Raw genomic sequence first — 24,023 nt, 5'->3', positions numbered from 1 at the left:
ATGCAAAGCAAAACGTTGACCGGTGGCCAGGCCCTGGTGCGTCTGTTGGCCAACTACGGCGTCGATACCGTGTTCGGCATCCCCGGCGTACACACCCTGGAGCTGTATCGTGGCTTGCCCGGCAGCGGCATCCGCCACGTCTTGACCCGTCATGAACAAGGCGCCAGTTTCATGGCCGACGGCTACGCCCGGGTCAGCGGCAAACCCGGTGTGTGCTTCGTCATCACCGGCCCCGGCGTGACCAACGCCGCCACCGGCATCGGCCAGGCCTACGCCGACTCGATACCGATGCTGGTGATTTCCAGCGTTAACCACAGCGCCAGCCTTGGCAAGGGCTGGGGCAGTCTGCACGAGTGTCAGGATCAGCGCGCGATGACGGCGCCGATTACCGCGTTCTCGGCTGTGGCGCTGACCGCCGAAGATCTGCCGGAACTGGTCGCCCGTGCCTACGCGGTGTTCGACAGCGAGCGGCCGCGCCCGGTGCACATCTCGGTGCCGCTGGACGTGCTGTCGGCGCCGATTGCCCGTGACTGGAGCAATGAGGTGGTGCGTCGTCCGGGTCGTGGTCCGGCATCTGCCAATGCGCTGGATCAAGCCGTGGCCAAACTCGAAGGTGCGAAACGGCCGATGATCATCGCCGGTGGTGGTGCACTCAATGCCACCTCTGAACTGCAAGAAATCAGCACTCGACTCGCTGCGCCACTGTTCACCAGTGTCGCCGGCAAGGGCCTGCTGCCGCCGGATGCGCCACTCAATGCCGGCTCATCCTTGTGTGTGGAACCGGGCTGGAACCTGATCGCCAAGGCCGACGTGGTGCTGGCGGTCGGCACCGAAATGGCCGACACCGACTACTGGCGCGAACGCCTGCCGCTTAACGCTGAACTGCTGCGGGTGGATATCGACCCACGCAAATTCAACGACTTCTACCCCTGCGCAGTGGCATTGCATGGCGATGCGCAGCAAACCCTCAGTGGCTTGCTTGAGCGCCTGCCGTCCGACGTACGTGATGCCAGCGCTGCGATTGCCTCGGTCACTGCACTGCGTGAAGCGGTCAAGGCCAGCCATGGCCCGTTGCAGTCGATCCATCAATCGATTCTCGACCGTATCGCCGCAGAGCTGCCGGACAACGCGTTCATCAGCACCGACATGACCCAGCTTGCGTATACGGGTAACTACGCCTTCGACAGCCTGGCCATCCGCAGCTGGTTGCATCCGACCGGCTACGGCACCTTGGGTTACGGCCTGCCGGCCGGGATCGGTGCCAAGTTCGGCGCACCGCAACGTCCGGGACTGGTGCTGGTCGGTGACGGTGGATTCCTCTACACCGCCCAGGAGCTGGCGACCGCCGTCGAAGAGCTGGACAGCCCGCTGGTGGTGCTGCTGTGGAACAACGACGCGCTGGGGCAAATCCGCGACGACATGCTTGGCCTCGACATCGAGCCCATCGGCGTATTGCCGCGCAACCCGGATTTCGCCGCCCTCGGTCGTGCGTTCGGCTGCACCGTGACGCAGCCGCAAAACCTGACGGAGTTGCAGGCTGACTTGCGCCACGGCTTCAAGCGCAACGGCGTGACCCTGATCGAACTCAAGCACGCCTGTGCGCACTGATCTGTATTTCAAGGGGATGGGGCCATGCGCTTTTCCGATCTGACTCAACGAATCGCCGGTGATGGCGCTGCCGCCTGGGATATTCATTACCGTGCACTAGCCTTGCGCGAGCAAGGCGCAGACATTCTGCTGTTGTCCGTGGGCGACCCGGATTTCGATACGCCGCAGCCCATCGTGCAGGGTGCCATCGACAGCCTGCTCAATGGCAACACTCACTATGCCGAGGTGCGCGGCAAGCGTGCCCTGCGTGAAGCCATCGCCAAGCGTCATCAACAACGCAGCGGCCAAAGCGTTTCGGCCGATCAGGTGACTGTACTGGCCGGGGCACAATGTGCGCTGTTCAGCGTGGCCCAATGCGTGCTGAATCCGGGTGACGAAGTGATCGTCGCCGAGCCGATGTACGTCACCTACGAAGCGGTGTTCGGTGCCTGCGGCGCCGTGGTGGTGCCGGTGCCCGTGCGCTCGGAGAATGGCTTCCGCGTGCTGCCTGAAGACGTCGCCGCACGTATCACTCCACGTACCCGTGCCCTGGCGCTGAACAGCCCGCACAACCCGTCCGGCGCCAGTCTGCCGCGCAGCACGTGGGCCGCATTGGCTGAGTTGTGCATCGCCCACGACCTGTGGCTGATTTCCGACGAGGTCTACAGCGAGTTGCTGTTCGAAGGTGAACACGTCAGCCCGGCGAGCCTGCCGGGCATGGCCGAGCGCACCGCGACCCTCAACAGCCTGTCGAAATCCCACGCCATGACCGGATGGCGCGTGGGCTGGGTGGTGGCGCCGCCATCGCTGGCCGCGCACCTGGAAAACCTCGCGCTGTGCATGCTCTACGGCTCGCCGGATTTCATTCAGGACGCTGCCGTCATCGCACTGGAAAGCAACCTGCCGGAACTGCAAGCCATGCGCGAAGCCTATCGCCAGCGTCGCGATCTGGTGTGCGATAGCCTCGCTGACTGCCCAGGCGTACGCGCACTGAAACCCGATGGCGGCATGTTCGTGATGCTCGATATCCGCCAGACCGGGCTCAGCGCCCAGGCCTTTGCCGACTGTTTGCTGGATCGCCACGGTGTGTCGGTATTGGCGGGCGAGGCCTTTGGTCCGAGTGCGGCGGGTCATATCCGACTCGGCCTGGTGGTCGGCGCTGAACCGCTACGCGATGCCTGCCAGCGCATTGCCCGTTGTGCCCAAGAACTGATGGAGGCTCAGCTACATGCTTAACCACAAGGCGTTGTTTATTGATGGTCGCTGGCAGAAACCTTCGGGGCAGGGCATCGCCGAGGTGATCAACCCGGCCACCGAGCAAGTGTGCGGCAGCGTTCCGCTGGGTGATGAACTCGATGTCGAAAACGCCGTGGCGGCGGCTCGCCGGGCATTCGCTTCATGGTCGCGCACGCCGTCCAGCGTGCGTGCCGGTTATATCCGTGCACTGGCCGATCAACTGCGCAATCGTGCCGATGAGATGGCCGCGGTCATCACCACTGAACTGGGCATGCCGGTACAATGGTGCCGCTCGGTGCAGGTCGACGGGCCGATCGCTGGCCTTGAGCAGTACGTCGAACTGGCTCATCTCATGGACGAGGTGCGCGAAGTCGGCAATTCGCTGGTGATACGCGAAGCAGTGGGTGTCTGCGCGTTCATCAACCCGTGGAATTACCCGCTGCACCAGTTGATCGGCAAACTCGCCCCGGCCCTGGCCGCCGGTTGCACCGTGGTGGTCAAGCCAAGCCAGGAAACGCCGCTGCATGCCTTCCTGTTGGCGCAAATGATCGAGGACATCGGTTTGCCTGCTGGGGTGTTCAACCTGGTCAGCGGCCCGGGCTCGAAAGTCGGCGAAGCGCTGGCCAAACACCCGGACGTGGACATGGTGTCGTTCACCGGCTCCACCGGCGCCGGAGTGCGGGTCGCCCAAGCGGCGGCGCCTTCGGTGAAGCGTGTGTGCCTTGAGCTGGGTGGCAAGTCGCCGCTGCTGATTGCCGAGGATGCGGACCTCGACGCGGCCGTGCGTTACGGCGTGCAGGACGTGATGATCAACTCCGGTCAGACCTGCACCGCGTTGACCCGCATGCTGCTGCCGGCCAGCCGCTATGCCGAAGCCGTGGAAATCGCCCTGCAAGAGACCCTGAGCCTGCGCATGGGTGATCCCCTCGACCCGCAAAGCTTTCTCGGTCCGATGTGTTCGGCCGGGCAAAAACGCACCGTGCTCGATTACATCAAGGTCGGCCAGCAGGAAGGCGCACGGCTGCTGTGCGGCGGTGACGCGCCGTCGGCATTCGAGCGCGGCTTCTATGTCAGCCCGACGCTGTTCGCCGATGTCGATAACCGCATGCGCATCGCCCAGGAAGAAATCTTCGGCCCGGTGTTGTGCCTCATCCCTTATGCCGATGAGGCGCAAGCGGTGCAAATGGCCAATGACTCGCCGTTCGGCCTGTCCAGCGGCGTTTGGGCCAGTAGTGCCGAGCGCGCCTTGCAGCTGGGGCGTCAGATGCGCGCCGGTCAGTGCTTCCTCAATGGCGCGGCGTTCAATTATCAGGCGCCGTTCGGTGGCTACAAACAATCGGGTAACGGTCGCGAATGGGGTGAAGAGGGGCTGAACGAGTTCGTCGAAGTGAAGGCGATCCAGGTGTGACGGCTGGCGATTCAAACGTTGTATGCACCGGGCCCTGGCCCGGTGTCTTGCGTGGTTTTGAACCGGTATTTCATTAGCTTTTATCAGGGGTAATGCAATGAGCGATAACAAAAACAAGATTACTCAAGCGAACCATGAGTTCAGCTTCCCGCGTCGAGACTTCTTGAAGTACAGCGCGGCGGCTGCGGCGATGGCCGGGGCGTTCTCCATGGGCCTGCCGTTTGGCGCCTTCGCTGAAGAAGCCAAACCCAAACCCGGCGGCGTGTTGCGCCTGGGTCTGGCCGGTGGCAGCACCACCGACTCGAAAGATCCGGGCTCGTGGAGCGATACCTTCACCTTCGTCGGTTTCTCGGCGGTCTATAACACCCTGACCGAAATTGCCGTCGACGGCACGGCCATTCCGGAACTGGCCGAGAGCTGGACCTCGACCCCGGACGCGCGCATCTGGACCTTCAAAATCCGTCAGGGCGTGACCTTCCACAATGGCAAGACCCTGACCGCCGATGACGTGGTGGCGTCGATCCAGCATCACCTCGGCGAGAAATCCACCTCGGCGGCCAAGACCGTGCTGGGTGACGTGGCCAAAGTCAGTGCCAACGGTAGCGACAGCGTGGTGTTCGAGCTGCATTCGGGCAACGCTGACTTCTCCTATGTGGTCGCCGATTACCACCTGGCGATCATGCCCGGCAAGGATGGCGCCGCGGACTGGCAGGCCGGTGCCGGCACCGGTGGCTATCGCCTCAAGGACTTCGAACCGGGCGTGCGCATGACCCTGGAACGCAGCCCTGATTACTGGAAGCCGGGCCGGGCGCACTTCGCCAGTGCCGAACTGATTGCCATCGCCGACGGCGCTGCACGGGTCAATGCGCTGGTTACCGGGCAAGTGGATGTGATCAACAAGGTCGACCTGAAAACCGTCGCGCTGCTCAAGCGCAACCCGAACCTGGTCATCGAAGAAACCAAAGGCGCCCAGCACTACACCTTCCCGATGCTCACCGACAGCCAGGTATTCCTGAACAACGACGTGCGCCTGGCGATGAAACATGCGATCAACCGCGAAACCCTGCTGGCCTCGGTGCTGCACGGTTATGGCCTGGTGGGCAACGACCACCCGATCCAGCCCGGCAGCCGCTTCATCAACACCGCGCTGGAACAACGCACCTACGATCCGGACAAATCGCGCTTCTATCTGAAAAAGGCCGGCCTGGATTCGCTCAAGGTGCGCCTGCAAGCCTCCGATGCGGCTTATACCGGCGCCGTGGACGCCTCGGTGCTGTTCAAGGAGCAGGCCCGTGCCGCCGGGATCGACATCGACGTGGTGCGCGAGCCGGCGGATGGCTTCTTCTCCAACGTGTGGATGAAACAACCCTTCACCACCTCGTTCTGGTACAGCAGCCTGACTGCCGACCGCATGTTCAGCATCGGCTATGCCAAGGGTGCAGCGTGGAACGAAACCCACTGGGACAACCCTAGGTTTAACAAGCTGCTCAATGCCGCTCGCGGCGAGATGAACGACCCGCTGCGCCGCGAGATGTACAACGAAATGCAGGCGCTGTGCCGGGACGAGGGCGGGGCGATCGTGCCGCTGTTCGCCAGCTCCGTGGCGGCGCGCTCCAACCGCGTCGTTCACGGCGGACAGACCGCGCCGTATGGCGAGCTGGACGGCCTGCGGGTGATCGAACGCTGGTGGCAGGCGTAAACCGGAAAGTTGAACTGTGGAGATCGATTGTGGGAGCGAGCTTGCTCGCGATGACGGCAGCACATTCAACATCAATGTTGGCTGACAGTCCGCTATCGCGAGCAAGCTCGCTCCCACAGGGGGTCGTGTTCCCGCAGTAGAAATTTGCAGGATTATGCAAGCGTGCCCATTTTCAAGGAACCGCACGATGAGAAGTATTTTCAAGCTGTTGGGGCAACGCCTGGCCCTGGGCCTGCTGTCCCTGTTCGCCGTCTCAGTGATCATCTTCCTGGCCGTCGGCATGCTCCCCGGCGATATCGCCCAGGCCATGCTCGGCCAGTCGGCCACCCCGGAAACCGTGGCGGCCTACCGTGCGCAGCTGGGGCTGGATATGCCGCCATTGACCCGTTTCGGCCACTGGATCTGGCACCTGTTGCAAGGCGACCTCGGTGTGTCACTGGCCAACCAGCGACCGATCGCTGAACTGGTCGGCGCGCGTCTGGGCAACACCTTCAGCCTGGCGCTGTTGGCGGCGCTGGTTTCCGTGCCGCTGGCCTTGCTGCTGGGGATGCTCGCCGCGCTGTACCGCAACAGCTGGTTCGACCGTTTGCTCAACACCTCGGCCCTGAGCGCGGTGTCGTTCCCCGAGTTCTTCGTCGCCTACATCCTGATTCTGGTATTCGCGGTGAAGCTCAACTGGTTCCCGAGCATTTCCAACCTGGCGCCGGACGCTTCGCTGGGTACGATTCTGCAGCGCTCGGTACTGCCGGTGGCGACCCTGAGCCTGGTGGTGATCGCACAGATGATGCGCATGACCCGCGCCTCCCTGATCAACCTGTTGGCCAGCCCCTACATCGAAATGGCCCGGCTCAAGGGCATCAGCCAGTCGCGGATCATCTTCCGCCACGCCTTGCCCAACGCCCTGGCACCCATCGTCAACGTGGTAGCCCTGAACCTGGCGTACCTGGTGGTCGGCGTGGTGGTGGTTGAAGTGGTGTTTGTCTATCCGGGGCTCGGCCAGTTGCTGGTGGACTCGGTGGCCAAGCGCGACATCCCGGTAGTGCAGGCCTGCAGCCTGATCTTTGCCGCGACCTACATCCTGCTCAACACCAGCGCCGATGTGCTGTCGATTGCCAGCAACCCACGCCTGATGCATCCGAAGGGGTAGACCATGAGCCTGTTGAAACAAGTGTGGCGGGCGCCGCTGAGCGCCAAGTTCGGGTTGTCGATGATCGTGCTGTACGTGCTGGTGGCGGTGTTCGCGCCGGTACTGGCGCCGTTTGGTGAAACCCAGGTGGTGGGCGAGGGCTTCGCACCGTGGGGCGGACAGTTCCTGTTGGGTACCGATAACCTGGGGCGCGACATGTTCAGCCGCTTGGTCTATGGCGCGCGCAACACCCTGGGCATTGCCTTCCTGACCACCGTGCTGGCGTTTCTGCTCGGTGGCTTGAGCGGTCTGATCGCGGCGATCAAGGGCGGTTGGGTCGACCAGGGCCTGTCGCGGGTGGTGGACATCCTGATGGCCATTCCGCAACTGATCTTCGCCTTGCTGATTCTCAGTGTGGTCGGCACCACGGCGACTTCGCTGGTATTGGTGATTGCGTTGCTGGATGCGACCCGGGTGTTTCGACTGTCTCGCGCCGTGGCGATGAACGTGGTGGTGCAGGACTTCGTCGAAGCCGCACGCCTGCGTGGCGAAGGCCTGTGGTGGCTGGTCACCCGCGAAGTGTTGCCCAACGCCGCGGCGCCGCTGATTGCCGAGTTCGGCCTGCGCTTCTGCTTCGTGTTCCTGTTCATCAGTGCCTTGTCGTTCCTCGGCCTGGGCATTCAACCGCCCACCGCCGACTGGGGCAGCATGGTGCGTGACAACGCCGTGCTGATCACCTTCGGCGACATCAGCCCGTTGCTGCCTGCCCTGGCCGTGGCGTTGATCACAGTCAGCGTCAACTTCGTCGTCGACTGGATGCTGCACAAATCCAGCGGTCTCAAGGAATGCTGAACATGACGAGCACAAAACCTTTGCTGGAAATCCGCAACCTGCACATCGAAGGCCACTACGAGGATGCCTGGCACCCGCTGATCAAAGGCATCGATCTGACCCTGCAACGCGGCGAGGTGCTGGGGCTGATCGGGGAGTCCGGCGCGGGCAAGTCGACCCTCGGCCTGTCGGCCATGGGCTATACCCGCGACGGCTGCCGGATCACCGGCGGCTCGGTGCATTTCGACGGCATCGACTTGCTCAATGCAAAGCCTGAAGCCCTGCGCAAACTGCGCGGCCTGCGTATTGCCTATGTGGCACAGAGCGCGGCAGCCTCGTTCAACCCGGCCCATCGACTGATCGACCAACACGTCGAAACCGCTGTGAAAAACGGCGGCATGAGTCGCGAACAGGCCATGCGCGAGGCGGTGGAGTTGTATCGGGTGCTGCGCTTGCCCAATCCCGAAACCATCGGCCAGCGCTATCCGCATCAAGTCTCCGGCGGCCAGTTGCAGCGAGTCATGACCGCCATGGCCATGGCTTGCCACCCGGACCTGATCATCTTCGACGAGCCGACCACCGCGCTCGACGTCACCACCCAGATCGAAGTCCTCGCCGCCATCCGTGATGCAGTCGCGACCTACGGCAGCGCGGCGATCTACATCAGCCACGACCTGGCGGTGGTGGCGCAAATGGCCGACCGCATCATGGTGCTGCGCCACGGCAAACTGGTGGAGGAGGCCGAGACCCGGCAGATGCTCGGCGACCCGCAGGAGGACTACACCAAATCACTGTGGGCGGTGCGCAGTTTCCGCACCGAACCCAAGGCTTGCCCGCAACAGGAACAACCGCTGCTGGAACTGCGCAACAGTTGCGCCAGTTACGGCCGGCAACCGGTGCTGCACGATGTTTCCCTGAAGCTGTATCGCGGTCAGACCCTGGCGGTCATCGGCGAATCCGGCAGCGGCAAAAGTTCCACGGCGCGGCTGATCACCGGTTTGCTGCCGCCGACTTACGGCCAGGTGCTGTACGACGGCGAACCCTTGCCGGCGGACTTTCGCCAGCGCAGCAAGGAACAGCTGCGGCGCATCCAGATGATCTACCAGATCCCCGACACCGCGCTGAATCCGCGTCAGCGCATTGTCGATATCATCGGCCGACCGCTGACGTTCTACCTCGGGCTCAAGGGCAAGGCCATGCGCGCCCGGGTCGCCGAACTGCTGGAGATGATCGAACTCGACCCGGCCACCTTCATGGAGCGTCAGCCCCGTGAATTGTCCGGCGGGCAGAAACAACGCATCTGCATCGCCAGGGCCCTGGCGGCCGATCCGCAGCTGATCATCTGCGATGAAGTGACCTCGGCACTGGATCAACTGGTGGCCGAGGGCGTACTGAAACTGCTCAACCGCATCCAGCAACAACTGGGTGTCGCATACCTGTTCATCACCCACGATGTTGCTACTGTTCGGGCGATTGCCGATGAGGTATTGGTGATGCAACGGGGCAGGGTGGTGGACCACGGCTCGCGCAGCCAGATTTTCACCCCGCCACATCAGGACTACACCGGCCTGCTGTTTTCTTCCGAACCGCAAATGGACCCCGACTGGCTCGACCGGTTGCTGGCCGCACGCGCTTCCAAACCTACTACCGATACGCTGGAAAAAGTCTAAGGAACCACCATGAAAGTGCTGATCGTCCACGCTCACCCGGAGCCGCAATCCTTCACCGCCGCCCTGCGCGACCAGGCTGTCGCCACCCTCGAAGCCCAGGGCCACGAAGTACAGGTCAGCGACCTGTACAAAATGAACTGGAATCCTGTGGCCAGCGACGCGGATTTCTCGAATCGGGAAAACCCCGAGTACCTGGTCTATGCCCTGGAACAACGCCTGGGCGTGAAAAGCCAGTCTTTGGCGGCGGACATCCAGACCGAGTTGGACAAGCTGCTGTGGGCCGACCTGCTGATCCTCAACTTCCCGATCTTCTGGTTCTCCACCCCGGCCATGCTCAAGGGCTGGATTGATCGGGTGCTGGTGTCGGGCATCTGCTACGGCGGCAAACGCTTCTATGATCAGGGTGGGTTGGCTGGGAAGAAGGCGCTGGTGACCGTGACCCTGGGCGGGCGTGAACACATGTTCGGTGAGGGCGCGATTCACGGCCCGCTTGAAGACATGCTGCGCCCGATCCTGCGCGGAACCCTGGCTTATGTTGGTTTTGATGTACTGGAACCCTTCGTGGCCTGGCATGTGCCGTACATCAGCGACGAAGCGCGCCAGCAATTTCTGGTTGATTACGGCCAGCGTTTGCAACACCTGAGTGATGATCAGCCTCTGGTGTTTCCGAAGTTGGCGCAGTTTGATGACAAGCTCTATCCGCTGACCACCAAGGCCTGATTAACACCACATACCCTGTAGGAGCGAGCTTGCTCGCGATGACGGCAGTACATTCAACATCAATGTTGGCTGACAGTCCGCTATCGCGAGCAAGCTCGCTCCCACAGGGGGGCGTGTATTGGCTGCCCAAATCGAGGAGTGTTTAAGGGCTGTTTAAAGGCTGTCAGCGTTACTTCCCGCAAGCTACGTCGGCTTGCGTCATTGCCTACAGCTACGCCAGAATCCGCCGGCTTGTGCGTCTTGGGGGCGGGTTCTATCGTTGGCCGGTCGCTGCAAAACAACAGCGATCGGGTTTGGTAGCCCGGTTATCCAGGCGCAGAGCACCACGCTTTGCAGAGTTTTTTGTCTCTGCTTAATGGTGGCCATGCGTAGGGCATCTTCGGATGCGCCGGGTTCCTGGGCCGGTCTACCAACCTGCGTATGGCCGCCACCCCTCGTTTGGTAGCGAAGGTTGATGGCTCCTCATCTACATCCAGGAGTTTCATCCATGTTCAAAGTCACACCCAACCCGCCGGACACCGATCCGACATCCCCGTACGAAACCCTCGACTCCCAAAAGCCCCACGAAGCCGCCGAGCGCGCCCTCGATCACTACCTGAACCCCGGCCCCAGCATCATGGCCACGCCGCGCAAACCCGGTTCCATGTTCATCGTAAACCCCGAACTCAACGTCGAAACCTTGCTGGTGCATGCCTGTGAATCGCTGGCGTCGGCCAATGTCATGGCCACCGATCTGGTGGATCATCTGCAAGGAACCAGCCGCAATGCGCTGCTCGGCATTGCGCAAGTCATCATGCTCGGCGAACTGGCGGTGAACCGGGCGCTGGATCAGCTCGATCCGCCTGAATAACCACAAATCTCCAGATCACCGATAGACCTGTAGGAGCGAGCCTGCTCGCGATGGCGGCGTGTCAGTCGACGTCTATTTCGTCTGACGCGCCGCCATCGCGAGCAGGCTCGCTCCTACAGGTGATTGGGGGCATACCTCAGTTCAACGACGCCAGCATTGTTCTGAATACGCAAACACTGAAGTCGCCGAGAATGGAATTGTTGGTGCAGTGGCGGGCTTGTAGCCTCCATTACGCCGAACACCACGATCTGCCAACGACCGGGTGGAGCTCAAGCCAGGGCTCATCAAGACGTCATACCTTGCTTTCGGCCTCATGCCCCTTCGGGGGATTGGCGCCTAATAAAAATAAGGAAGGCAGGTATGAGTATTCGTGCATGGGTTTGCGCAGCAACCCTGTTCGCGCCCGTTCTGGGTGCCGACGTTTTGTTTCCCTCTATGGCTCTGGCAGCAGACGATCCCATGGGTTCGCTGGTGCGCAATGTCTTCGGCGACAGCCTTGAGCGTGAACATGGCATCAAGATCTACGGCTGGGGCCAGGTGGGTGTGAGTTACAACAACAACGGCACGGATGACGTCAGCAAACAAAGCTTCTTCACTACCGATGAAGGCTTCAACCTCAACCAGTTCGCCCTGGCCGTGGAAAAGAAACCCAAGAGCAATGTGGTCGGTCGTGTCGGACCGTTTCCCGGACCGATGCCGCAAGAAGCTGACTGGGGTTTCAATGTCACGGCGCTGTACGGCAAGGACGCGCGTTTCTTCAAGACCTACGGCTGGGATGAAGACCTGAGCGTCAACCGCAACAACAAGGCCGAAGATCCGGCGTTGACCATTGCCCAGGCGTACGCTGATTTTTACTTCCCGGTGCTCGGCGGATCGGATCTGATGATCGGGATATTCCACACGCCGCTGGAAAACGAAATCGGCTTCGCCTTGCCATCCCCTGCACCCACTGACTTCTACTCGCACACCTATTCATTCATGCACGGCCCGGCCAAACATGCCGGAGCGCTGTACTCGTTCAAACTGCCTTCGAAACCGGGTGAAAGTATGCTCGGCTTCGAACTGGGTGTGGTCCAGGGCTGGAACAACCTGCAGGATCCCAATCACTCGCCGGACGTGATCGCCAACGTACGCTGGCGCTCGGCGGACTTCGGCACCTGGATCGACTGGGAAAACATCTACGGCAATGGTGCTGGCGACAGTTTCGCCGAATGCAGTTGCGGCTCGCCGCTGCCGGCGGGCACCAAGGATGACGACCTCAAGCGCCTGGCGTCTTATCTGACCCTTTCGCAAGTCATCGATCCAGACAACCGCGTGGCGCTGGAGTTGAACTACGGCAAGCAGGAGCAGGGTGCTTTCGCCGGGTTTGCCAACAAAAACGACGCCACCTGGTATGGCACGGACGTGAACTGGTACCACAAGCTCAGCGAAAACCTGATGTGGAACAGTCGCGCCGAGTGGTTCTACACCGACGCCCCGGTCCACGTGATGATGGCCAACATCGACCCACACACCGGCATTCCCGATCCAACCTGGGGCAGTTTCTACGGTGTCACCACCAACCTGGCCTGGACGCCGACACCCAACGTGCGCCTGCGCCCGGAACTGCGCTACGACATCCATTCTGGCCCCGGCCGCGATGCTTATGCCGACGGCGAAAAGGATTCGCAAGTGGTTGCGTCATTCGACGTCAGTTTCTTCTTTTAAACGGATTTCCCTGCTTTACCCCTGACCCTGCGTGATGGCCCAGCCACACGTGGCGACCCGGTTCGTCCAGGCTTTTGGAGTACTTACATGACAGACAACAACGATAAAAACCTGTTAGGCCGAAACTTCTCCCGCCGTGATTTCCTGCGCAGCACTGGCTTCGCTGCCGGTGGCGTGGCACTGGCCAGCCTGCCGTTCAACTTTGCCATCGGCAGCGAGCGGGTGATCAAGCTCGGTTATGTCAGCCCGCAGACCGGGCCGTTGGCCCCTTTCGCGGCCGCCGATAACTACATCATCGAGTCGCTCAAGCAAGTGCTGAAGAACTCGATCACCGTGGCCGGCAAGGCTTACCGCCTGGAGGTCATCGTCAAGGACAGCCAGTCCAACCCCAACCGCGCGGCGGAAGTGGCGAGCGAGCTGATTCTCTCGGATCAGGTCGATCTGATGCTGGTGTCGTCGACCCCGGAAACCACCAACCCGGTGTCCGACCAATGCGAAATCAACGAGGTTCCGTGTATCTCCACGGTGGCGCCGTGGCAGCCGTGGTTCTTTACCCGTGGCGGCAAGCCGGAGCAGGGCTTTGAGTGGACTTACCACTTTTTCTGGGGCCTGGAAGATGTGATCGGCACTTACAGCGCCATGTGGGGGGCGATGCCGTCCAACAAAATTGTCGGCGGTCTGTTCCCCAACGACGGCGACGGCAATGCGTGGGGCGACCAGAAGCTCGGTTTCCCACCGGTACTGGCGCAAAAGGGCTTTCAACTGGTCGACCCTGGCCGCTTCCAGAGTCTGACCGACGATTTCTCTGCGCAGATTGCCGCGTTCAAAAAGGCCGACGTCGAGATCGTTACCGGCGTGGTCATCCCGCCGGACCTGAGCACGTTCTGGACCCAGGCCCGGCAGCAAGGCTTCAATCCGAAAGCCGTGTCGGTGGGCAAGGCATTGTTGTTCCCGACGGCGGTCGAGGCATTGGGCAAGGCCGGCAACAACCTGTCGACCGAAATCTGGTGGAGCCCGACGCACCCGTTCAGTTCGTCGTTGACCGGCGCCAGTGCCGGCCAATTGGCCCAGGGTTTCACCCAGGCCACCGGCAAGCAGTGGACGCAACCGTTGGGGTTCGTGCATGCCCTGTTCGAACTGGCAGTGGACATCCTCAAGCGCACCGAAGAAATCGGCAACGCCCAGGCGGTCCGCGATGCCTTGCTCAAGACCAACCTCAACACCGTGGTCGGCCCGATCAACTGGAATGGCGGACCGGTCAAGAACGTCGCCAAGACACCTCTGGTCAGCGGCCAGTGGCGATTGGGCAAGGACAATAAATACGACCTGATCGTGACCAGCAATGCCACCGCGCCGGCGATTCCGTTGGGCGGTGAAATGCAGGCCATTACGTATTGATCGCGCAAAAAAGCAACGGGTGCACCATGCAACAACCACTTCTGCAAATGACCGATGTGCACAAAAGCTATGGCTCGGTGAAGGTCACGGATGCCATCGACCTGACCCTGCAACCGGGTGAAGCCCTGGGCATCATCGGCCCCAATGGCGCGGGTAAAAGCACGCTGTTCAACCTGATCGCCGGTGGCGTGGCGGCCGACAAGGGACAGATCCATTTCGAAGGCCGCAACGTCACCCGCGAACCTGTGTTCAAGCGCTGTCAGCAAGGCATCGGCCGCTCCCACCAGATCCCGCATCCGTTCGTGAAGATGACCGTGTTCGAGAACCTGCTGGTGGGCGCGACTTTTGGTGCGCGGCTGCGTGACAACGAAGCCAGCCAGTGGTGTGCGCAGACGCTGGAACTCACTGGCCTGATGCGCAAGGCCAACGTGCTGGCCGGCTCACTGACCTTGCTAGACCGCAAGCGCCTGGAAATGGCTCGCGCCTTGTCGACCCAGCCGCGCCTGTTGTTGCTCGACGAAATCGCGGGCGGCCTGACCGAACCGGAATGCCTGGCACTGGTGGAAACCATTCAAGGCATCCACAAGTCCGGCGTCGCCATCATCTGGATCGAGCACATCGTGCATGCCTTGCTGGCGGTGGTCAGTCGCCTGACGGTGATCAACTTCGGCGCCAAGCTGGCCGAAGGCGAGCCGCGCAGCGTGATGGCCGATCCCCGGGTCCAGGACATCTACATGGGCATCGGGAGCTGACGCATGCTGACCATCGAAAAACTCTGCGCCGGCTACGGCGACTTTCAAGCGCTATTCGACATCAGCCTGACCCTTGAGGCCGGTGAAACCGTGGCGATCATCGGTTCCAACGGCGCTGGCAAGTCGACGTTCCTGCGCTCGTTGGCCGGGCTGATCAAGAACCAGCCCGGTGCCATCCACTTCAAGGGCCAGGCCATCGGTGATCTGGCGGCCAATCAGGTATTGGAGCGGGGCATCGCGCTGGTGCCGGAAGGCCGCAAGCTGTTTCCATCGCTGACGGTCGAAGAAAACCTGTTGATCGGTGCCTACAGCAAACGCCCCGGTCCATGGAGCCTGGCGCGGATCTATCAGCTGTTCCCGGTGCTGGAAAAACTGCGCAAACGTCCCGGCACCGCGCTGTCCGGCGGCCAACAGCAAATGGTTGCGATTGGCCGGGGCCTGATGGCCAACCCGCATTTGCTGTTGTGCGACGAAATCAGCCTGGGCCTGGCACCGACGACGATCAAGGACATCTACGCCGCGCTGCCCTCGATCAAGGCTGACGGCACCACGGTGATTCTCGTCGAGCAAGACATCAATCAGGCACTGAGTGTGTGTGACCGCTTCTATTGCTTTCAGGAAGGGCGCGTGTCCCTCACCGGTCGGCCTGGGGATGCGGACAAAGCACAAATCAAAGCCGCGTATTTCGGGATCTAGTGATGGAATGGCTCAATACTTTGCTTCAAGGCATGTTGCTTGGCGGCCTGTACGCGATGTTCGCGGTGGGGCTGTCGTTGATGTTCGGCATCATGCGCCTGGTCAATATCGCCCATGGCGATTTCATTGTCCTGGCGTCGTACCTGGCGCTGTTGGTGGTCAATCATCTGGGGTTCAGCCCGCTGACCAGTTTGCTGCTGGTGGTGCCACTGATGTTCTGTTTCGGCTACCTGTTGCAACGGCTATTGCTCAACCGGACGTTGGGTCAGGACATCCTGCCGCCGTTGCTGGTGACCTTCGGCCTGTCGATCATCGTGCAGAACGTGCTGCTGGAATTCTTCAGTGCCGACAGCCAAAAACTCGCTCAAGGTGACCTTGAGGTGGCCAGCGTCGGCATTGGCAGCCTAAGCGTAGGCGTGATGCCGCTCATCGTGTTCTGCAGTGCGCTGCTGATCATCGGCGGTCTGCAATTGCTGTTCTACAAAACATCGTTGGGCCGGGCGTTTCGCGCCACCTCTGATGACCAGCACACCGCACGGCTGATGGGCGTCAACAACTCGCACATTTTCGGCCTGGCCATGGCGTTGGCGATGGCCGTGGTGTCGATCGCCGGCGTGTTCCTGGCGATCCGCACCAGTTTTGATCCTACGGTCGGGCCGGCGCGACTGTTATACGGCTTCGAAGCGGTGATCATCGGTGGCCTGGGCAGCCTGTGGGGTACGTTGGCCGGAGGGGTGATTCTCGGCGTTGCGCAAACCCTGGGGGCAAAAATCGATCCCGGCTGGCAAATCCTCGCCGGTCACCTTGTGTTTCTGCTGATCCTGGTCGTGCGCCCGCGTGGCCTGTTTCCCCGGAGTGTCGACTGATGAATGCCTTGAACAACCCCGCGCTCAGGTTTCGCGTACAACGCACGACCACCAGCAGCACCATCGGCCTGTCGTTGCTGGGCCTGTGCGTATTGATCTTGCTGAGTGCACCCTTGTGGGCCGATCGGGCGAGCCTGCGCCTGGTGGTGGAGTTCGCCTATTACCTGGCGTTGGCGCAAATGTGGAACTTGTTGGCGGGCTACGCCGGCATGGTCTCGGTAGGGCAGCAGGCCTTCGTCGGTCTGGGCGGCTATCTGCTGTTTATGCTGGCGAGTCAATTCGGTGTGCCGCCCTTGGTCGCGGTGTTGCTTTCAGGCGTGTTGGTGGCACTGCTGGCGATACCCACGGCGCTGATCGTGTTTCGTCTGCGTGGCGCTTACTTCGCCATCGGTACCTGGGTGGTGGCGGAGGTCTTCCGTTTGGGCCTGGCGCAGATGAGCAGTCTGGGTGGCGGTTCAGGGCAAAGCCTGCCGGCGGCGATTGTGCGGCAGATCGGCAATGACCGGGACGGGCGCGAAACGCTGATCTATTTCACCGCGCTGGCCATCGCCATTGCCGCCGTGGCCGTCGTGTTTTTTCTGTTGCGCTCGCGTCAGGGCCTGGCACTGGCATCGATTCGTGATTCTGAACCGGCGTCCGGCAGCCTCGGGGTGGATACGTTCCGAACCAAGCTGATGGTTTATGTGTTGGCCGCCGGTTGCACGGGGGTGGTCGGGGCGCTGATCTTCCTGCAAAAACTGCGCATTTCCCCGGACGCCGCGTTCAACCTGCAGGACTGGACGGCGGTGGTGATCTTCATCGTGATCATCGGCGGCATCGGCACCCTCGAAGGACCGTTGATTGGCACGCTGATTTACTTCGTGTTGCGCGGCTGCCTTGCGCAGTACGGTGCGGTGTACATGATCATCCTCGGCGTGGTCGCGGTGGTGATGATGCTCAAGGCCCCGCAAGGGGTGTGGGGACTGATCAGTGAACGCCTGGGCTGGCAGGTGTTCCCGATGCAGCGGCGATTGTCCGTGTAGGAGCGAGCTTGCTCGCGATGGACGTTAACGATGATGCGGATAACCTGACTCACTGCGGTGCCCTCTGGTTTTTCGCGAGCAAGCTCGCTCCTACAGGCAGGTTTTCGCCCTGGATGTGGAGCGACAGGCTAACCTCGCTATTCATATAAGAACAAAAGCCTCCAGAGTACCTGCCCATGGATCGTTTACTCAGTGTCGAAGCCTTCGTGCGGGTGGCCGAAACCGGCAACTTCGCCAAGGCGGCCCAGCAACTGGGCGTGACCCGTTCGGTGATCACCCACCGCATCCAACAGCTGGAGCAATTCATCAATGCACCGCTGTTCCATCGCAGCACCCGCCATGTACGGCTCTCCGAAGTGGGCGAGACCTACTACAAGGAGTGCGCGGACATGGTCGCGGGCTTCAACTCGCTGACCGAGCATATGCGCGAATTGCGCGCCAAACCCACCGGCAAATTGCGCGTGCAGATGTTGCCGGGGTTTGCCATCGGTCACTTCGGCCGCATGCTGGCCGAGTTCACGCGGTTGTACCCGGACATCGAAGTGGACGTGATCGTCAACGACCGGGTGGTGGACCCCATCGAAGAAGGTTTCGACGTGGCGTTCCAGATGTTCCCGCCCATGGCCGAAACCCTGATCGAGCGCAAGCTGTTCAGCGTGCGCCGATTGTTCTGCATGTCGCCCGATTACGCCGACGAGTTCGGCGTGCCGACCCATCCCCAGGAGTTGCTGCAACACAAGATCGCCCTGTACGAAGGCTATCCGTCGCGCAACCGCTGGATCTTCACCCGTGACGACGAGCAAGTGGAGCTGAGTCTGCCGGGCCAGGTGCGTTCAAATTCGGTGCATTTGCTGCGCGATTACGCGCAGACCGGTGTGTGCATTGTTTGCCTGCCGACCCTGGTGGCCAGCGATGACTTGCTCAGCGGCCGGTTGATTCCGGTGTTGCCGGATTACGCACTGTCCTCGTTCAATTTTTCGGCGGTGTATCCCGCCACCCAGCGCCGGGCCTTGAAAGTGCGTACGTTGATCGACTTTCTGGTGGACAACTTCGGCGATGAGCCATGCTGGGACAAGCCCTTGCTGGAACGTGGCTGGGTCCGCTGAGTCAATACACGAACCCTGTAGGAGCGAGCCTGCTCGCGATGGTCGTTAACGATTGCGCGTGACTGCTGGCGAAACGCGACGCTCTTGAGTCCATCGCGAGCAGGCTCGCTCCTACAGGGATTGCAGTATGGCCAGTGTTTGCGTTTCGCAAACACTGTTGTCGCCGGTCCTCTAATTGTTCGCCGAGGTGGCGCGACGTACTGTTGGCTCACTGTTACTACAACAACAAAACGGTGAAAACCATGAGTAGCGCTGCAATCGAAACGGTCTTCGGCTCGCTGGACAACTACACCAAAGGGTCGGTTGAAATCATCAGCGGCCAGGCCAGCCACTATGCCTTTTCCAACATTTTCGAAGTGGCGGATAAATCCCTCCCTTATGAAAAAGTCGTGGTCGGTTTCAACCTCGGCTACGTCGTTGAGTCCATCCGTGCCGAAGGCCAGTCGCCCTGGTACACGGCAGCGCACGACGAGTTTGCCATCGTCATGGACGGTGAAGTTCGCGTGGACTTCCTCAAGCTCGATGCGCCGTTGAAAGCCGGCGAGGGCACGCACCTGGCCGGTGAGATACCTGCAGGCAAACCGATGGGCTACGTGCTGCTCAAGCGTGGTCATCAGTGCCTGTTGCCGGTCGGCACCGCCTATCGCTTCGAAGCCAGTCGCCCGGGCGTGATCCTGCAGCAGACCATCAAAGGCCCGTTGTCGGTCGAGAAATGGGCGGACATCTGCTTCAAGTGATCTGCCGCGCCCGACCGCCCAATCCACAAAAACAAAAGGAATCCCGTCATGGCCATGCTTGAAACCGCAGCCGACACCGCCCACCTTGCCGACGATGAAGTCCAGGCCAGCGCGCCCCATGCCGTCACCGGCTACCGCTCATTCAAACTCGGCGCCTTCGAACTGTCGCGCGACGAGTATTTCGCCCGCATCACCTGGCCGGCCAAGGGCCAGACCCGCTCGCACCTGATCCCGGTCGACGCCTTCCTGCGCGCCATGATGCGCGACGTGGCCTGGGGCTTTTTCTATGGCTGGGTCAACTTCGACCACGTCATTGGCACCCGCAACTACTACGGCAAGGTTGACCTGTACGCCGGCACCTTCAACGGCACGCTCAAGGCGGCCGGGGTCAATTACACCGAAAACTTCGAAACGCCGCTGATCATGGCCACCTTCAAGGCGATCCTGCGGGACTGGACCAACGCCACCTTCGACCCCTTCGCCGCCCCGGAAGAAACCGGTAGCGCGTTCGGTCGCAAGAACGGCGACAACATCGAAGCCATCGAGCGCTCCCGCATCGCCACCAAACGCATGCCGGGCCTGAAGGATGACTCGCCGCTGCGTGACGACCTCCCGGTCAATCGCCAGTTCATCGATGTGCCGCAGGACGAACCGGAGGTCCATGCCGCCGAAGGCTTTGAAGGCGAACTGCATGCCTTCAACCTGTTCAAGTACCTGTCGCGCTCCGATGTGACCTGGAACCCGTCGGTGACCTCGGTGTGCAAGGCCAGCCTGTTCTGCCCGACCACCGAGGAATTCATCCTGCCGGTGTTCCACGGCAACGACCGCATCGAATGGTTCTTGCAGATGTCCGACGAGATCATCTGGGACGTCGGCGACAAGGACGACGGCAATCCCCGTGCGCGCATCACCATGCGTGCCGGCGACATCTGCGCCATGCCCGCCGACATCCGTCACCAGGGCTACTCGACCAAACGCTCGATGCTGATGGTCTGGGAAAACGCCACGCCGAACCTGCCGCAACGCTACGAAAGCGGCGAACTCAAACCGTATCCAATCGAGTTCTAGGACCTGGTGTCCGGCCCGGCCTCGCGCCGGGCAAAGCGCTCAGGAATAACTTCGTCAAACACTGCGCCAGCGGCGCGGTGCGAGGAAACCATTATGCAAAATCAGCTCTATATCGATGGCCGTTTCGTGGATGCGGTCGCTGGCGGCACCATTGACGTGGTGTCGCCCCATGACGGTTCGTTGATCACCCGCATCGCTGCCGCCGAAGCCGCTGACATCGACCTCGCTGTCGCCGCCGCCAAGCGTGCCTTCCCGGCCTGGTCGGCCCTGGGGGCCGCCGAGCGCGGACGCCTGTTGCTTAAACTGGCGGACAGGATCGAAGAGTGCGGTGAAGAACTGGCGCAGCTCGAATCCCTCAATACCGGGCACCCGATCCGTGACTCCCGTGGCCTCGACGTGCCGCGTACGGCGGCGTGCTTCCGTTATTTCGGCGGTATGGCCGACAAGATCGAAGGTTCGGTGATTCCGGTCGAAGCCGGGTTTCTCAACTACGTGCAGCGTAAGCCGATTGGCGTGGTGGGGCAGATCGTGCCGTGGAACTTCCCGCTGATGTTCACCAGCTGGAAAATGGGCCCGGCGCTGGCGGCGGGCAACACCATCGTGATCAAGCCTTCGGAAATCACCCCGTTGTCGACCTTGCGCATTGTCGAGCTGATGACCGAAGTCGGTTTCCCCAAAGGCGTGGTCAACGTGGTGCCGGGCTACGGCCATACCGCCGGGCAAGCGCTGGCCGAACACCTCGACGTGGGCAAGATTGCCTTTACCGGTTCGACCGCCACCGGGCGCCGGATCGTCGAAGCCTCCAAAAGCAACCTCAAGCGCATCCAGCTGGAACTGGGCGGCAAGGGCGCCAATATCGTGTTCGAGGACGCCAACCTGAACGCGGCTGTCAACGGAGCGGCCTGGGCGATCTTTCACAACCAGGGCCAAGCCTGCATCGCCGGTTCGCGGCTGATCCTGCACAAAGATATCGCTGACCAGTTCCTGGAGCGTTTCATCGCCCTGGCCAAGTCCATCCGCCTGGGCGACCCCTTGGACCCGGAAACCGAAATGGGTCCGCTGACCTCGGCGTTGCACCGCGACCGGGTGATGGCATACATCGACATCGCCATCGAGCAGGGCGGCAAGGTCCTCGCTGGCGGCAAGGCACCGGACGATAAAGCGTTGGCCAATGGGTTTTATGTCGAGCCGACAGTGATCGAGGCCAGGCCCGGTGACCGCGTTTTCCAGGAAGAAGTCTTCGGCCCGTTCGTCACCGTGGTGCGCTTCAGCACCGACGAAGAAGCGTTGGCCATCGCCAACGACTCTGAATACGGACTAGGCAGCGGCCTGTGGACGCAGAACCTGAGCCGCGCGCACAAAATAGCCGACGCGATTCATGCGGGTATGTGCTGGATCAACTGCTACAAACGGGTCAACCCGGGCAGTCCGTTTGGCGGTGTCGGTCAGTCCGGCTATGGCCGGGAAATGGGCTTCGAAGCGATCCACGATTACACCGAAGCCCGTTCGGTCTGGGTCAACGTCGACGCCAACATCCCTGCGTACTACAAACGCTGAGGCCTGCCATGAATCCTTTTGTCTACCAAAGCCTGCCGACCCGTGTGGTGTTCGGCTGGGGCAAGCTTTCGGCGCTGGCCGAGGAAATTGAACGGCTGGGTGCCCGGCGTGCGCTGATCCTGACTACGCCGGAACAGTGCGGGCTCGGCGAACAGGTCGCCGCGCTGCTCGGTGATCGTGCTGCCGGTGTCTATCCCAAAGCCGTGATGCACGTTCCGCTGGAAGTGGCGCAAGCGGCGCGCCTTGAGGCGGCGCGGCTGGACGCCGATTGCTGCGTGGCCATTGGCGGTGGCTCGACCATTGGCCTGGGCAAGGCGATTGCGATGGATTCCGGCCTGCCGATCGTAGCGGTGCCGACCACCTACGCCGGTTCCGAGATGACACCGATCTACGGGCTTACCGAAAACCGCCTGAAAAAAACCGGACGTGATATTCGGGTTTTGCCCAAGACCGTCATCTACGACCCGCAATTGACCCTGACCCTGCCAGCGCAAATCTCCGCGTGCTCGGGCATGAACGCCATGGCCCATGCCGTCGAAGCGCTGTACGCCCAGGACGCCAACCCGATCATCGGCTTCATGGCCGAAGAGTCGATTCGCTCGCTGGCGCAGGCCTTGCCGGGCGTTGTCAGCAATCCCGATGACCCCGAGGCGCGCAGCCAGGCGTTGTATGGCGCGTGGCTGGCGGGCATTTGCCTGGGTTCGGTCGGCATGGCCTTGCACCACAAGCTCTGTCACACCCTGGGCGGCACGTTCAATCTGCCCCACGCACAGGCGCACGCCATCGTCTTGCCCCACGCCGCGCATTACAACCGCGAAGCGGCGGCGGGCCCTCTGCAACGGGCCGCCCGCGCATTGGGTGGGGGCGAAGCGAGTGAGGTCGGTGCCTTGTTGTACGCGCTGAACCGGAAACTGGGCATCCCACTGGCCCTGGCGGACATCGGCTTCCCGGCCAACGGTCCGGCCGAAGCTGCGCAAATTGCTTGTGCCAGCCCTTACTACAACCCGCGGCCGTTCGAGCAAGGCCCGATTGAGGCGTTGTTGAACCGTGCCCTGACAGGTCAGGCCCCAGCCTGATCTGCCAGCCACTTTTATCCTCGTCGGAATAACAACAATGACCGATCAAGACAAAGCCATAGAGTCACTGATCTCCCAACAGGCGGTGAACAGCTTCAACGACGCGCCCAACGCGCGCTACAAACAGATCATGCAAAGCCTGGTTCGCCACCTGCATGCGTTTGTCAGTGAGGTCGAATTGACCGAACAGGAGTGGTTCGAAGGCATTGGTTTCCTGACCGATACCGGGCACAAGTGCGATGGCCTGGTGCGCCAGGAATTCATTCTGCTGTCGGACACCCTGGGCGTTTCGATGCTGGTCGACGCGATCAACCATCGCCACAGCGCAACGGCCACCGAAACGACTGTGTTCGGGCCGTTTTACATTGATGGCATGCCCGAGCGTGAGTTCGGCGAAAACATGGCTTTCACGCCCGGCGAAACGGCGCTGGTACGCGGGCGCGTGGTCGACATTCATGGTAATGCCTTGGCCGGAGCGGTGCTGGACGTGTGGCAGACCGCCGAAAACGGCATGTATTCCGGACAGGACACCGAACAGCCTTTCGGCAACTTGCGCGGTCGTTATCGCACCGACGCGGATGGCTGCTTTGCGATTCGCACCATTGTCCCGGTGGCCTATCCGATACCGACCGATGGCCCGGTAGGGCGCATGCTCGATGCCGCCAACCGGCATGCGTGGCGGCCCGCGCATCTGCACTTCATGATAGAGGTGCCGGGCTATCGCAAACTGGTCACGCACCTGTTCAATCACGATGATCCGTATCTGCAATCCGATGCAGTGTTTGGGGTGAAACAGTCGTTGCAGGTGATTTATGAGGACCTGAACACCCACGACGATGTGTCCGCCAGGCTGGGTATGCAAGTGCCGTTCAAGCGGGCGTGTTATGAATTTGTCATGGAATCTGCGTGAA

The 24,023-nt window shown here is 61.5% G+C and carries 21 protein-coding genes; all 21 read left to right on the top strand.

Features of this window, described 5'->3' with window-relative positions:
- The 21 genes from ACEN8Z_RS18330 to ACEN8Z_RS18230 all read left to right on the top strand — a co-directional run bounded on the left by ACEN8Z_RS18330 (window position 1) and on the right by ACEN8Z_RS18230 (window position 24,022).
- A complete protein-coding gene (locus ACEN8Z_RS18330; protein ID WP_495598155.1) occupies window positions 1-1,608 on the top strand; it encodes a 5-guanidino-2-oxopentanoate decarboxylase in 1,608 nt (535 codons plus the stop codon).
- 24 nt (window positions 1,609-1,632) lie between these two features.
- Window positions 1,633-2,823, top strand: a complete 1,191-nt coding sequence (locus ACEN8Z_RS18325; protein ID WP_495595158.1) for a pyridoxal phosphate-dependent aminotransferase — start codon at window positions 1,633-1,635, stop codon at window positions 2,821-2,823.
- Window positions 2,816-4,231, top strand: coding sequence for an aldehyde dehydrogenase family protein (locus ACEN8Z_RS18320; RefSeq protein WP_495595157.1), 1,416 nt, complete (start codon window positions 2,816-2,818; stop codon window positions 4,229-4,231). The genes ACEN8Z_RS18325 and ACEN8Z_RS18320 overlap by 8 nt, the downstream gene beginning before the upstream one ends.
- A 97-nt stretch (window positions 4,232-4,328) precedes the next feature.
- Window positions 4,329-5,930, top strand: coding sequence for an ABC transporter substrate-binding protein (locus tag ACEN8Z_RS18315; protein WP_495595156.1), 1,602 nt, complete (start codon window positions 4,329-4,331; stop codon window positions 5,928-5,930).
- Window positions 5,931-6,117: 187 nt separating this feature from the next.
- Window positions 6,118-7,077, top strand: coding sequence for an ABC transporter permease (locus ACEN8Z_RS18310; protein WP_116261327.1), 960 nt, complete (start codon window positions 6,118-6,120; stop codon window positions 7,075-7,077).
- Between the two features lie 3 nt (window positions 7,078-7,080).
- Window positions 7,081-7,908 (top strand): ABC transporter permease, encoded by an 828-nt coding sequence (locus ACEN8Z_RS18305; protein WP_495595155.1) that lies wholly within the window; start codon window positions 7,081-7,083, stop codon window positions 7,906-7,908.
- Between the two features lie 2 nt (window positions 7,909-7,910).
- On the top strand, window positions 7,911-9,557 hold the full coding sequence (locus ACEN8Z_RS18300) for an ABC transporter ATP-binding protein (protein ID WP_495595154.1): 1,647 nt from the start codon (window positions 7,911-7,913) through the stop codon (window positions 9,555-9,557).
- A 9-nt stretch (window positions 9,558-9,566) separates the two neighbouring features.
- Window positions 9,567-10,277 (top strand): NAD(P)H-dependent oxidoreductase, encoded by a 711-nt coding sequence (locus tag ACEN8Z_RS18295; RefSeq protein ID WP_495595153.1) that lies wholly within the window; start codon window positions 9,567-9,569, stop codon window positions 10,275-10,277.
- A 487-nt stretch (window positions 10,278-10,764) separates the two neighbouring features.
- Entirely contained in the window at window positions 10,765-11,127 is a 363-nt protein-coding gene (locus tag ACEN8Z_RS18290) for a DUF6124 family protein (RefSeq protein ID WP_495595152.1), read from the top strand.
- Between the two features lie 360 nt (window positions 11,128-11,487).
- Window positions 11,488-12,834 carry an outer membrane beta-barrel protein gene (locus tag ACEN8Z_RS18285; protein ID WP_495595151.1) on the top strand — a complete coding sequence of 449 codons (1,347 nt, stop codon included), beginning with the start codon at window positions 11,488-11,490 and terminating at the stop codon, window positions 12,832-12,834.
- Between the two features lie 87 nt (window positions 12,835-12,921).
- On the top strand, window positions 12,922-14,232 hold the full coding sequence (locus ACEN8Z_RS18280) for an ABC transporter substrate-binding protein (protein ID WP_495595150.1): 1,311 nt from the start codon (window positions 12,922-12,924) through the stop codon (window positions 14,230-14,232).
- Window positions 14,233-14,258: 26 nt separating this feature from the next.
- The gene (locus ACEN8Z_RS18275; RefSeq protein WP_095965998.1) at window positions 14,259-14,984 is read left to right on the top strand and encodes an ABC transporter ATP-binding protein; all 726 of its coding nucleotides are present in this window, start codon (window positions 14,259-14,261) and stop codon (window positions 14,982-14,984) included.
- Window positions 14,985-14,987: 3 nt separating this feature from the next.
- Entirely contained in the window at window positions 14,988-15,680 is a 693-nt protein-coding gene (locus tag ACEN8Z_RS18270) for an ABC transporter ATP-binding protein (protein WP_495595149.1), read from the top strand.
- A 2-nt stretch (window positions 15,681-15,682) separates the two neighbouring features.
- Complete coding sequence (locus ACEN8Z_RS18265) at window positions 15,683-16,546, top strand: branched-chain amino acid ABC transporter permease (protein ID WP_495595148.1); 864 nt, start codon at window positions 15,683-15,685, stop codon at window positions 16,544-16,546.
- Entirely contained in the window at window positions 16,546-17,568 is a 1,023-nt protein-coding gene (locus tag ACEN8Z_RS18260; protein ID WP_495028291.1) for a branched-chain amino acid ABC transporter permease, read from the top strand. The genes ACEN8Z_RS18265 and ACEN8Z_RS18260 overlap by 1 nt, the downstream gene beginning before the upstream one ends.
- Window positions 17,569-17,744: 176 nt before the next feature.
- Window positions 17,745-18,674, top strand: a complete 930-nt coding sequence (locus ACEN8Z_RS18255; RefSeq protein WP_217835280.1) for a LysR family transcriptional regulator — start codon at window positions 17,745-17,747, stop codon at window positions 18,672-18,674.
- 242 nt (window positions 18,675-18,916) lie between these two features.
- Window positions 18,917-19,411: a cupin domain-containing protein gene (locus ACEN8Z_RS18250; protein WP_442100603.1), complete on the top strand. Its 495-nt coding sequence runs from the start codon at window positions 18,917-18,919 to the stop codon at window positions 19,409-19,411.
- 48 nt (window positions 19,412-19,459) lie between these two features.
- Window positions 19,460-20,479, top strand: a complete 1,020-nt coding sequence (locus ACEN8Z_RS18245) for a hydroxyquinol 1,2-dioxygenase (RefSeq protein ID WP_495595147.1) — start codon at window positions 19,460-19,462, stop codon at window positions 20,477-20,479.
- 93 nt (window positions 20,480-20,572) lie between these two features.
- The gene (locus tag ACEN8Z_RS18240; RefSeq protein WP_495595146.1) at window positions 20,573-22,036 is read left to right on the top strand and encodes an aldehyde dehydrogenase family protein; all 1,464 of its coding nucleotides are present in this window, start codon (window positions 20,573-20,575) and stop codon (window positions 22,034-22,036) included.
- 8 nt (window positions 22,037-22,044) lie between these two features.
- Window positions 22,045-23,112 (top strand): maleylacetate reductase, encoded by a 1,068-nt coding sequence (locus ACEN8Z_RS18235; RefSeq protein WP_495595145.1) that lies wholly within the window; start codon window positions 22,045-22,047, stop codon window positions 23,110-23,112.
- 37 nt (window positions 23,113-23,149) lie between these two features.
- Window positions 23,150-24,022, top strand: coding sequence for a dioxygenase family protein (locus tag ACEN8Z_RS18230; protein ID WP_495595144.1), 873 nt, complete (start codon window positions 23,150-23,152; stop codon window positions 24,020-24,022).
- Window position 24,023 lies beyond the last annotated feature (1 nt).

Source organism: Pseudomonas sp. Pseusp10, assembly GCF_059492225.1.
Note: the sequence above shows the minus strand (reverse complement) of the source record. Positions and strands in the feature narration are given on the sequence as shown.